Origin of the sequence: Amycolatopsis sp. NPDC102389 (genome assembly GCF_044765885.1) — a bacterium.
In the GTDB taxonomy this organism is placed as follows: Bacteria; Actinomycetota; Actinomycetes; order Mycobacteriales; family Pseudonocardiaceae; genus Amycolatopsis.
Genome location: NZ_JBIWKX010000090.1, coordinates 12,003 through 24,023, shown reverse-complemented (window position 1 = coordinate 24,023; position 12,021 = coordinate 12,003). Strand labels below are relative to the sequence as shown.

Annotated in this window: 7 protein-coding genes; 4 read left to right on the top strand and 3 right to left on the bottom strand. The window is 72.1% G+C overall.

What is annotated here, in order from left to right; translation table 11 throughout:
* Positions 1-271: 271 nt before the first annotated feature.
* Genes ACIRGA_RS38615 through ACIRGA_RS38605 form a run of 3 tightly spaced genes read right to left on the bottom strand, consistent with a single transcriptional unit; the run spans position 272 to position 3,362 of the window.
* Positions 272-1,489, bottom strand: a complete 1,218-nt coding sequence (locus ACIRGA_RS38615; protein WP_400951549.1) for a glycosyltransferase — start codon at positions 1,487-1,489, stop codon at positions 272-274.
* Complete coding sequence (locus ACIRGA_RS38610; RefSeq protein WP_400951546.1) at positions 1,486-2,319, bottom strand: SDR family NAD(P)-dependent oxidoreductase; 834 nt, start codon at positions 2,317-2,319, stop codon at positions 1,486-1,488. Before ACIRGA_RS38610 ends, ACIRGA_RS38615 begins: the two co-directional genes overlap by 4 nt.
* The gene (locus ACIRGA_RS38605; protein ID WP_400951543.1) at positions 2,316-3,362 is read right to left on the bottom strand and encodes an alpha/beta hydrolase; all 1,047 of its coding nucleotides are present in this window, start codon (positions 3,360-3,362) and stop codon (positions 2,316-2,318) included. Before ACIRGA_RS38605 ends, ACIRGA_RS38610 begins: the two co-directional genes overlap by 4 nt.
* 448 nt (positions 3,363-3,810) lie before the next feature.
* Between ACIRGA_RS38605 and ACIRGA_RS38600 the strand changes: the two genes are divergently transcribed.
* The 4 genes from ACIRGA_RS38600 to ACIRGA_RS38585 all read left to right on the top strand — a co-directional run.
* Positions 3,811-4,470: a hypothetical protein gene (locus tag ACIRGA_RS38600; protein ID WP_400951541.1), complete on the top strand. Its 660-nt coding sequence runs from the start codon at positions 3,811-3,813 to the stop codon at positions 4,468-4,470.
* A gap of 35 nt (positions 4,471-4,505) precedes the next feature.
* Positions 4,506-6,242, top strand: coding sequence for a fatty acyl-AMP ligase (locus tag ACIRGA_RS38595; RefSeq protein WP_400951538.1), 1,737 nt, complete (start codon positions 4,506-4,508; stop codon positions 6,240-6,242).
* A complete protein-coding gene (locus ACIRGA_RS38590) occupies positions 6,239-10,435 on the top strand; it encodes a beta-ketoacyl synthase N-terminal-like domain-containing protein (RefSeq protein ID WP_400951536.1) in 4,197 nt (1,398 codons plus the stop codon). Before ACIRGA_RS38595 ends, ACIRGA_RS38590 begins: the two co-directional genes overlap by 4 nt.
* Positions 10,432-12,021: MFS transporter (locus ACIRGA_RS38585; RefSeq protein WP_400951533.1), on the top strand; the 1,590-nt coding region annotated here is incomplete at its 3' end. The genes ACIRGA_RS38590 and ACIRGA_RS38585, both read left to right, overlap by 4 nt.

Below are 12,021 nucleotides of genomic sequence, written 5' to 3'. Positions count from 1 at the left end.
CCCCGCAAAACACTGGACTGGCTTACACCCCAAGAAAAACTCAACATGCTACTGTCCTAAATGGAGCATGTTGCAACGACCGCATGAATCCGCCCTCCCTTCGCCGCGTCTAATGCGGTGAAAGGAGCCTTCGGCCCTGCACGACGCCGGCCAGAACCGCACATATAGATACAACTCGGACACCACATAGCCGGAAAGTGTCCCTTGTGGACACTCCGCGTACCGCCTACCCCCAAGGGCCGGTCCGAGAACCAGACCGCCACTCGCGCCCTCACCCCACCTCCCGCAGCACCTGCCGTGCCCGCGCCACCCCGTCCTCCTCACGCAGCCGCCCCGCGACGTACTGCGCGCCGCGGCGGAACAGGAGGTTGCCGGACAGCTCCAGCAGCCGCGCGGTCAACGACTCCGCGGTGAGCTCCTGTAGCGGCAGCGGGCGCGGCCCGGCGCCGAGCCGGTGGACCCGCTCGCCCCAGTAGGGCTGGTCGGAGAAGATCGGGCAGACCAGAGAAGGAACGCCCGCGCGCAACGCGGCCGCGGTCGTGCCGGCGCCACCGTGGTGCACGACCGCCGCGGTGCGCGGGAACAGCCACGCGTGCGGAACGTCCCCGACCGTCAGCAGATCGTCGTCGCCGGATCCGGCATCGGTCCCGAGCAGCCCGCGCAACCCCGCCCGGCGCAACGCCGTGCGGACGGCCGTGAACGTCCGCTCCGCCGCCGACGGCCGCATACTGCCGAAACCGACGTACACCGGGGGCGGTCCGGACGCGAGGAAATCCCGCAGACGCGGGTCCGGCCGCCACCCGGCGGGCGCCTCGAGGAACCAGTATCCGGTGACGTGGACCCTCGCGGGCCAATCCTTCGGCCGAGGCACCACGGCGTCGGAAAACCCGCACAGCACCGGGGTTTCCGTCCGCCGAGGCCCGCGTAGACCGGCCGCGGGCAGGCCGAGCGACCGCTGGCGCCACCGGTCCACCTCCGGCCGCAGCACCTGCCACGCGACGGTGTCGACGGCGCGGAAGCTCAGCCGCCTGCCATACGGCCCGGCCTTGGCCGCCCAAGGCACCAGCGGATGCGCGAAGGCCCCCGTCGGCACGCTCGGCTGATAGTGCAGTTCGACATCGGGAACGCCGAGCGAAGCGCCCAGGTGCGCGCCGACGAACCCCAGTGTCGGGGCGAGCACGAGGTCCGTCCCCGCCGCTCCCCGGTGGACGTCCGCCAGCAGCCGCTCCATCACCGGGGCCAGCGCGCCGCGCAACCCGCGCAGGAAGGTGCGCCCCTCCGTCCATTCGCGTCCGCCGTCCGAACCGAGGATCTCGCCGGGATCGGCCGAGAGCGGCGCGAACTCCAGGCCATGCGCGGTCACCAGAGTCCGGAACCGCTCGGCCGCCAGCACCCGCACCCGATCGCCGTCGAGCCCACGCCCCAAGGCGATGCACGGCTGGACGTCGCCCCGCGAACCCGGAGCGACGATCACGACGAGCCGGCTCATCGCCTCGCCGCCGTCAGCCGGTAACGGAGGCGGAAAGGCAGGTTCGCCAGCACCGCGGCGATCCGCGCGTCCCGGCCGACCAGACACCTCGGCGCGAAACGGCGTGCGGTCAGCGCGTGGACCACGACCCGTGCCGCCCGCTCGGGCGGTACACCGTTCCGCGCGGAACGTTCCGCACTCCGTTCGGCCTCTTCCAGTTGCACCGCATACCTTTCCCGCGCGGCCTCCGGCAAGGCGGCGCGCACCTGTTCGGCGGCGGCGCGGGCGCGCGGCCAGATCGAGGTGGCGACGGCGCCCGGCTCGACGAGGACGACGCCGATCCCCGACGGGGCCAGTTCGGCGCGCAGGCTGTCGGTCAAGCCGACCAGCGCGAACTTCGACGTGTGATACGGCCCGACCATCGGGCCCGCGATCCGCCCGCCCATCGATCCGACCGTCACGACCCTGGCACCGGACGCGGCGCGCAGCGCGGGCAGCATCGCCTGCGTGACGGCGAGCTGACCGGTGACGTTGACCTCCAGCTGCTGCCGGAAATCGTCGAGCGGGACGTGTTCCAGCGGTCCCGGCCGGGCCGTCCCGGCGTTGTTCACCAGTCCCTGCAACGGACCCGCCGCCGCGACCTGTTCACCGCAAGCCGCGATCGACGCCGGATCCCGGAGATCCATCCGCAGTACGGTGACCGCTTCGCCGTGCGCACGAACAAGTTCCCGTTCATCCGCGTCGGTGCGCACACTGGCCCACACGTGGGCGTCCCGCCGGACGAGTTCGGCCACGCACGCCCGGCCGATCCCGCTCGACGCCCCGGTGACCACAAAGGACGGACGAGTCACGACGCCTCCCCCGCCTTCACCGGCGCGGAAAGGGCGCGCATCATCCGCGGCCACGTCTTGTGCAGCTGGTCCTGCCAGTACGCCCAGTGGTGCGTGCCCGGCCCGTAGAAATCCGTCACGACCGGCACGCCGAGCCGGTTCAGCCGGTCGGCCATCGCGGTGGTCTGGCCGGAGCAGAGGAATTCGAGCAGCATCGCGCCGGGCAGCACGTCGACCGGGAGCTTCCCGTCGAACGGCCCCGGCAGGCCGTTGCCCGTCGACAGGTACAGCTCGGTGCCGCGCAGGCGGTCGGCGTTCACCAGCGGATCGTGCGCGTCCCAGCGGGATGCCTCGCGCCGGCGGTCGCCCCAGAGCGCTTCGGGGTCCTGCCGGGCCGAGGCGACGATCGCGCTGGTCAGCAGTTCGCCGTACGGGCCCGTGGGGTTGAGGTTGCCGCTGAACGACCCGGCGAACCGGAAGACCCCCGGCCGCCGGGCGGCGAGTTCCACCGCGCCGTATCCGCCGAGCGAGAGCCCCGCCGCCACCCGGCGCCCGTCGCCGCGATAGCCGCGGTCGATCAGCTGCGGGATTTCGACCGCGGTGAACGTCTCCCACTGGTTGAGCACGACGTTCTTGCCGTAATTCCACCAGTCGGAAAAGAACCCGGCGGAACCGGAGCCCGGCATCACCACCAGCGCCCCGGAGTCGTCGGCGAGTTTCCGGATGTCGGTGTTGGCGGTCCAGCCGCGATAGTCCTGCAACCGTGTCTCGCCGGCGAGCAGGTACACCGCCGGCCACTTCCGGTCCGGTTCGGCGTGCCACCCCGACGGCAGGATCAGCCGGACCATCGCATAACTCCCGACACCGACCGAGCGCACGGTGAGGTCCAGCATCCGCGGGTCACCGTCCACAGTGGTCTGGGCGACGACGTGCGTGCCGTCGTCGGCCCTGGCATCCGGGACACCGCTGTCGGCTCGCGCCGGGGCCGCGGCGACGCCCGGCAGCAAGCAGGTTGCGGCCATCAGCGACGCGACGACCCGCAGCTGCCTTGAAGTAATGCGCATACGTGATCCTTTGCCCCGGTCGTTCGACAGAATTCGAAAATGTGACGGCGATTACCCGAGAAAGACGCTCGGCGGTGTCGCCACATTAAGCAGAAGTGAGCCGTCCAGGCAATTTTCCTGCCCACAATCCGGGAGGACAATATGAATACAAGGGAAACAAGAAATCGTTCGGCCTCCCCCATCAGGGTGACCCGTCACTCACGGACGGTGAGCGACTGTGGCACGGCAGTACCAGACTGGCCCGCGCACCAGCGAAAAGCCTGGAAGTCGCAGGTCACACCCTGTACACGAAGGACTTTTACGTTCTCTTGATGCCTTCCGGTATTCGATTTCCCGTCGTAGCCTTCGTCATGCCGCCCGGGTTCGGCGTTCCCTGACGCGACCCCGGCGCCCGCGTCCCACCGAAGGGACCACGACCTCCCCACGGACCCTTCCGAAAGGGCTATTCATGGCTGCCCGAATTCGCGCACTCGTCGTTTCCGCCGCCGCGGTCGCGACCATTTCCGGCACTCCCGGAGAATCGATTCAGGCCGCGCCGGCACCGCCCTCCCCCACTGTTCCGGACGCCGCCCTGCTGCCACCGGAAACCGTCCCACACGCGTCCGTGCGTGACGGTTTCGACCTGGCGGCGGCATTGTCCACTTCGGACCGCGCGGAGAGCAGGACGGACGTCGGAGGCTGCGACGACGTCGTCCACGGCAGGCTGGTCGGCACCGGCGCCACCGGCCAGGGTTTCCAGTCCGCGGTACCCGGCGGCCAGGTGTCCGAACTGGTCGCCCGTATGACGAACCCGCCCGATCTGACGGCGTGGGCCGCACAGGCCGGGCGGTGCTCGAAGGTGACGGTCGACGACGTGGCCGGTACCGCGGTGTCGACCGTCACCGTCCACCCCGCTCCCGCCGTCCCGGGCGCGAAAACCCTTTCCTACGAACAACTCCTGACGTTACCCGGCCAGCCCCCCGAGCTGCCGGGGCTACGTCTGCGCACCGTCGCCATCGCCGCCGACGACGTGCTGGTCGTGCTTCGTGACGCCGGAACGACCGGCCTCGATCTCGACGCGTTCGCCGTCGCCGCCTGGCGGCACGCCGCCGGTCCGCTCGGCCGCTGATTCCCCCGCACCCCGAAACACCCCGAGGAGACGCCATGTCCCTGGCCCCCGAAAACCTGCCCGCCACGGCCGGCCCCACCCTCCCCGACTGCCTCCGGCATTGGGCGGACGCCGACGGCGACCGGCCCGCGGTGACCTTCGCCGACTTCGCGACCGATCGTGCCGGGCGCCGTCGGACGTTGACCTGGAAACAACTCCAGGAGCGCGTCGACGCGGTCGCCGGGGCGCTGCCCGTGCAGCCCGGTGATCGGGTCGCGGTCCTGTGCCCGCAGAGCGCCGATTACGTCGTCGCCTTCCTCGGCGCGATCGCCGCGGGGGCGATCGCCGTGCCGCTGTTCGACCCCGGGCTGCCCGGGCACGCCGGACGGCTCGCCGCGGTGCTGACCGACTGCTCCCCCACCGCGGTGATCACCACCGCCGCGGCCGAGGACGCGGTCCGCGAGTTCCTGGCGGGCCTGCCCGGCGGCGAGCACGTCACGGTCGTCGCGGCCGACAAGGCGGGCCCCGTCCGCGCTTGGCCCGCCCCGGCCCCGGCGCCGGACGACGTGGCGTACCTGCAGTACACCTCCGGTTCGACGCGCAGCCCGGCCGGCGTGGTGCTGACCCACGAGAACGTGCTCGCCAACGTCAGCCAGGCGGCGCACGGGCTCGGCATCGAACCGGCGGGGACCACGGTGTCGTGGCTGCCGCTGTTCCATGACATGGGTCTCGTGCTCGGCTTGATCACGCCGCTGGCGATGGGCATGCGGTCGGTGCTGATGGATCCGCTGGCCTTCATCGAGCGCCCGGTGCGCTGGCTGGAACTGCTCGGCGACCACAACGCGAGCTGGAGCGCCGCGCCGAATTTCGCGTTCCACTACGCCGCGAGCCGCGTGCGCGACGAAGACCGCGCCAAGCTCCGTCTCGACCGCGTCGCCGCGATCGTCAACGGCGCGGAGCCGATCAACCCCGGCGTGCTCGACCGCTTCCACGACACCTTCGCCGAGGCCGGATACACCCCGGACAAGACCCGGCCCGCGTACGGGCTGGCCGAGGCGACCGTCTTCGTCACCACCGGCCCCGGCGCTCCCCCGCGGGTCACCACGTTCGACCGCGCCGCGCTGGGAGCCGGAACGGCACGGCCCGCGGACGACGGTCTCCGGCTGGTCGCCTGCGGTGTCCCGGTGGGGCAGCACGTCGCGCTGGTCGACCCGGAAACCGGCGTCGCGCTGGAGGACGGTTCGGTCGGCGAGATCTGGGTCCACGGCCCCAACGTCGGCACGGGTTACTGGCAGAAACCCTTGGAGAGCACCGAAACCTTCGGCGCCCGGCTGACCGGCGACCATGACCGGCTGCCGGCCGGTCCCTGGCTGCGCACCGGCGACCTCGGTGTCCGGTACGACGGCGAGGTCTACATCGCGGGCCGGATCAAGGACCTGCTCATCGTCGACGGCCGTAATCATTACCCGCAGGACGTCGAAGCGACGGCGGCCTCGGCCGACCGCGACATCCGCCCCGGCAGTGTCGCCGCGTTCGCCGTCGAAGGCACCGACACCGAAGCCGCGGTCGTCGTCGCCGAGCACCGCGGCCACACGGCGCTGACCACGGAGGACGAGCGGGCGCTCGCCGTGGTGATCCGCCGGCTCGTTTCCGACGCGCACGGCCTCGCGTTGCGTGACGTCGTGCTCGTCCCGGCGGGCCTGGTCCCGCGGACTTCCAGCGGCAAGATCGCGCGGAGCGCCTGCCGCGACCGTTACCTCGCAGGCGATTACGGAAAGGCCTTGGCGCGATGAGAAACCCGTCATTCGACACCCCCACAGTGCGCCGCTGGTTGCTGGACACCGTCGCCGGGCACCTCGGCGTCGACGCGGTCCGGCTCGAAGCCGACCGCCCGCTCAGCGACTACGGCCTGTCCTCCCGTCAGGCCGTCGGTATCGCCGCCGATCTCGAAGACCTGCTCGGCACCCCGTTGCCGGCCACCTTGCTGTGGGAAAGCCCGACCATCGAGCACCTGGCCCGATCGCTCACCGGCGGCACCGAACCCGAGCCCGAGCAGACGAGCACGGACCGTCGCCGGACCGACCCGATCGCCGTCGTCGGCCTCGGCTGTCGCTGGCCGGGCGCGGACGGCCTCGACGAGTTCTGGGAACTCCTGCGCAGCGGACGGGACGCCGTCCGGACCGCGCCGCCGGGCCGGTGGAACGCCGATGCCGCACCGATCGTCGGCGGCTTCCTCGACGACGTGGCCGGTTTCGACGCGGACCATTTCGGGATCGCTCCGCGTGAAGCGTCCACAATGGACCCGCAGCAGCGGATGCTGCTGGAGGTCGCCTGGACCGCGCTCGAACACGCCGGGATCGCCCCGGCCTCCCTGCGCGGCAGCCGGACCGGCGTGTTCACCGGGATCTCCACCCACGACTACGGCCATCTCACGATGTCGGGCGGCGAGGTGGATCTGTGGACCGCCACCGGCGCGGCGGGGAGCATCTCGGCCAACCGGCTCTCCTACTTCTACGATCTGCGCGGGCCGAGCATGGCGGTGGACACCGCCTGCTCCTCGTCCCTGGTCGCGGTGCACCACGCGGTCCGCGCGCTGCGCGACGGCGAGGCGGATCTGGCCTTGGCGGGCGGGGTGAACCTCATGCTGCTGCCCGGCCCGACGGCCGCGTTCGCCGCGGCGGGGCTGCTCGCCGGGGACGGCCGCTGCAAGACGTTCGCCGCGGACGCCGACGGCATCGCGCGCGCCGAGGGCTGCGGTGTCGTGGTGCTCAAGCGGCTGGCGGACGCCGAGTACGACGGCGACCGGGTGCTGGCGGTGATCCGCTCCACCGCGGTCAACTCCGACGGCCGGTCCCAGGGCATGGCGGCGCCGAACCCCGTCGCCCAGCAGGACATGCTGCGCACGGCGTACCACGGCGCCCGGCTTGATCCGTCCACTGTGGACTACGTCGAGGCGCACGGCACCGGCACGTTGCTGGGCGACCCGATCGAGGCGCGTTCGCTCGGCGCGGTGCTCGGCAAGGACCGCCCGGCCGACGCTCCGTTGCTGATCGGCTCGGTGAAGACCAACATCGCGCACGCGGAGGCGGCCGCGGGGATCGCCGGGCTGATCAAGGTCGTCCTCGCGATGACCCGGGACGAACTGCCGCCACAGCTGCATTTCACCGCCCCCAATCCGCACATCCCGTTCGACGACCTGCGCCTGAAGGTGGTGACCGAACCGACGCCGTGGCCACGCCGCTCCGGCCGCGCCACGGCGGGGGTGTCCGCGTTCGGCTTCGGCGGGACCAACGCGCACGTCGTCCTCGAACAGGCGCCGTCGCCGGAACCGGTCCCGGATCGTGCCGACGTCCGGATCGGACTATTGTCCGCCCGTACCCACGACCGCCTCACCGAACGCGCGACGCAGCTGGCGAACTGGCTGGACTCGACGCCGTCGGTGTCCCTCGCCGACGTCACCCACACGCTCTCCCGGCGCGACAACGGCGGTCCGCACCGCACCGCTCTCGTGGCCGGGGACACCGACGAACTGGCGGGGTTGCTGCGTGCCGTCGGCTCCGGCGCCGATCCACTGCCCGCGGGCGCGGTCACCGGCACCGCCCGGAGCACCGACGGCCCGGTGTTCGTGTTCTCCGGTCACGGCTCCCAGTGGCCGGGCATGGGACAGGGACTGCTGGCCGACGAGCCCGCGTTCGCCGCCCAGGTCGACAAGCTCCACGACCTGTTCACCGAGCACACCGGCCGCTCGCTGCGCGCGCTGCTCACCGGCGGGGATCCCTTGTCCCTGCCCGAAATCCAGACGGCCATCTTCGGGACGCAGATCGCGCTCGCCGCCCAGTGGGAGGCGCTCGGGGTCCGGCCCGCGGCCGTCGTCGGGCACTCCCTCGGCTCCGCGGCGGCCGCCGTGGTGAGCGGTGTGCTCACCCCTGACGAGGCCGTCCACCTGGTCGCGACCCGCGCCCAGCTGCTCGGCACCATCGGGCCCGGCGGCGCGATGGCGGCGGTCGAACTGGCGCCGGAGGAACTGGACCTGTATCCGGACATCGAACTCGCCGTCGAATCCGCGCCGGGGCAGCTGACCGTGGCCGGCGACGCGACCGTGCTCGACCTCCTGGTCGCGGAACTCGAAGCCGCCGGGCTGCGGGCGCGGCGGCTGCCGGTCGAGGTCGCCGGGCATTCCGCCCGCGTCGACCCGGTGCTTCCCGCGCTCCGAGAGGCACTCGTCGAACTGGGCGGCCGTCGTCCGACGGTGCCTTGGTACGACACGGTTCTGGCCGATCCGCGAGAGCTGCCGGACTTCGACGCCGGGTACTGGGCCGCGCACCTGCGTCGCCCCGTGCGGTTCCGGCAGGCCGTCGCGGCCGCCGCCGCGGACGGGCACCGCGTCTTCCTCGAAGTGTCGCCGCATCCGATCCTGCGGGGTTCGGTGGCGAGGACGCTCGAAGCCGAGGGGATCCACGACGCGCTCGTCAGCGGAACCTTGCGCCGGGGCCAGGACGAGGTCCGCGCGCTGGGCGCCGCCGCGGCCGCGCTGTACTGCGCGGGCACCCGGATCACCACCGCCGATCCGGGCGACGGCGCCCGGCTGGTCGACGTCCCGCCGATGCCGTGGCGGCACGAACGGCATTGGTACACCACCGCCGAAGAACCGCCGTCGTTCGCGGCACGCACCCCGGCGCCGGAATCCGCGCGGAGCTGCGGAGGCGACCGGCTCACCGAGATCGTCGCCGCCGTGATGGGGCTGCGTCCCGACCGCCTCGACGCCGACGTCCCGCTGGTCGAACTCGGCCTGGATTCCCTGATGGCGAACCGGGTCCGCGAGGCCGTCCGCCGGGAGTTCGGCACCGAACCCGACGCCGTCAGCGTGCTCCGGGGCGCCACCCTCGCCGACCTCAGCCGGGATCTCTCGCCCCGCGAGAACGAGGAACCGCTGCCGTCCCGCGGTCGTGCCTGGGACGCGGCGGACCGCCTGGTGCTGCGCCTGTGGCAGGAGCACACCGGCATCGAAGCGACCGGCACGCACGTCAGGCTCACCGAGACCGGCACCCCGGACCGCCTCGCCGAACTGCTCGCCGAGGGCCTCGGCGCCGAGCTCGACACTCCTGTCGACGCCGCCGAACTCCGACGGCACGATTCGCTCGCGGCCATCGCCGACGTCGCCCGCGCGATCCTCGACACGCGGGAGGAGCGGGGGCCGGTGCACGTCCTCGCTCCGGGCGAGGCCGGAGTCGCGCCGCTGCTGCTGTTCCACCCTGGTGGCAGCACCTGCACCGTGTACCGGCCGCTGCTGGAGCGGCTGCCCGCGTCGGTGCCGTGCGTCGGGTTCGAACGCGTTCCCGGCGTCAGCATCGAGGAACGGGTCGAGCAGTTGCTGCCGCTGGTATGGGAGCAACGTCGCGAACGGCCGTACCGGCTGGCGGGCTGGTCCTTCGGCGGGGCGCTGGCCTACGGCGTCGCCGCCCGGCTCGCCGAAGAAGGCGAGGAGGTCGAGTTCGTCGCGCTGATCGACACGATGCTCCCGCTTCCGGAACCGGACCTCGATGCGAGGGCGTCGTCCGCCCGGCGGTTCCTGCGCTTCACCGGCTACGTCGAAGGGACCTATGGCCGCGAAGTTCGGCTCGGCCACGAGGAGCTCGCACCGCTGTCCGAAGAGGAGCAGATCGAGCTGACCATGCGGCGGGTCGCCGAAGCGGGCTTGCTCAGCCCCGGCGTGCTCCGGCACCAGCGTCAGTCCTTTTTGGACACGCTGGCGGCCGAACGCGGTACGCCCCGCCGTTACGACGGCCGGGTCGTGCTCTACCGGGCGACCGAGCAGTACGCGGCCGGGCTGGCGATGGAGCCCCGGTATTCGCGCACGGATCTCGCGGCGGGCTGGGCGGAGTTGTGCCCGGCGCTGGAGATCGTGCCGGTCGAGGCGCATCACCTGTCGGTGGTCGATCCGCCGCACGTCGATGTCGTGGCGAGGCATCTGACGGGACTCCTGTGACCACGGCCCGGGCCGAGCGAGCGGTCGACCGCGCCTGGCCGCTGCTGGCGGTACTCGGCGCCGGGCTCTTCCTCGTGGCGGTCGACGCGACCGTGCTGCACGTCGCGTTGCCCGACCTCGTCCGGCAGCTGCGGCCGGGCGCGGCGGCGCAGGTGTGGATCGTGGCGATCTACCCGCTGACCGCCGCGCCGCTGCTGCTGCCGTTCGGCACCCTCGGCGACCGGTACGGGCGGCGGCGCGTACTGGTCGCCGGGTACGTCGTGTTCGGGATCGCGTCGCTCGGCTGCGCGTTCGCGCCGAACGTCCCGGTGCTGCTGGGCTTTCGCGCGCTGCTCGGCTGCGGCGGCGCGATGATCATGCCGGTGACGATGTCGCTGCTCCGCGAACTTTTCCCGGACCAGCGGCGTCGCCGCACGGCGATCGCGGTGTGCAGCGGGATCGCGGGCACCGGCTCGGTGTTCGGGCCGATCCTCGGTGGAGTGCTCGTGGAGTCCTGGGGCTGGCGGGCCACGTTCCTGCTGAATCCGCCGGTGATCCTGGCGGCGGTGGTCCTCGCGCTGCGGTGGCTCCCCCGGAATCCGCCGGGCCGGGGACCGTGGGACGCGATCGGCGCCGTCCTCGCCGCGGGCGGTGTCCTCGGGATCGCTTTCGCCGTCGGGCATCCGGGCTCCTGGACCACGGCCGTCGCTTCGGGCGTCACCGGGTGTGTCCTCATCGGACTGTTCCTGCGCCGCCAGCGCCGGACCGATCCGCCGCTGCTGGACCTCGCCCTGTTCCGGCGGCCGGGTGTGCGCGCCGCGGTCTGCGGGGTCCTGCTGGTGATGAGCACGCTCGTCGGGCTCGGCCTGCTGTTCGCCCAATACCTTCAGGTGGTGCTCGGACTTTCGCCCACGGCGGCGGCGGGCTGGCTGCTTCTGGTACTCGGCGCGTCGGCCGTCGGCAGTGTCGTGACGCCTTCACTGCTGGGACGGTTCGGCAACGCGCGGGTCCGCACAGTCGGGTTCGCGGTGGCGGCGGTGTCGTTGCTGGTCCCCTCGGCGGGTTCGGCCGCGCTGACCTCGCCGTTACTGCTCGGCTGCGGGCTGACCGGGCTGGGCCTGGGGATGGCGCTCGCGCTCACATCGAGCACCGACACCCTGCTTTCGGCGACGTCGGCGGACCAGGCGGGCGGCGCCGCGGCGGTGGAGAAGACCGGCTACGAACTGGGCGCCGGTTTCGGGACTACGGTGTTCGGTTCCCTGGCCGCCGCGGTATACGCGGGGCACCTGATCGTCCCTGCCGGCGTGCCCGAACCGGCGCGGCTGCTCGCCCTGTCGGGCCCGGCACAGGCCGAAGCGGCCGTCTCGGGCCTGCCGTCGCGTTTGGCCGGCGAACTGCTCGACGCCGCCCGGATCGCTTGCACGACTGGGTTACAGGTGTCGGCGGCCGTCGCTTGTGGAGTGTTCCTTTTGGCCGCGGTCGCTTTGGTCGTGGGTGGGGGGTTGGGGTTTATAAACAAAACACACCAAACCACCCCCCCACCCACCCAAATCCCCCCCCACCCCGCAAGGGGCGCACAAGGCGTTGGGGGTAATAGTGAACAAAAA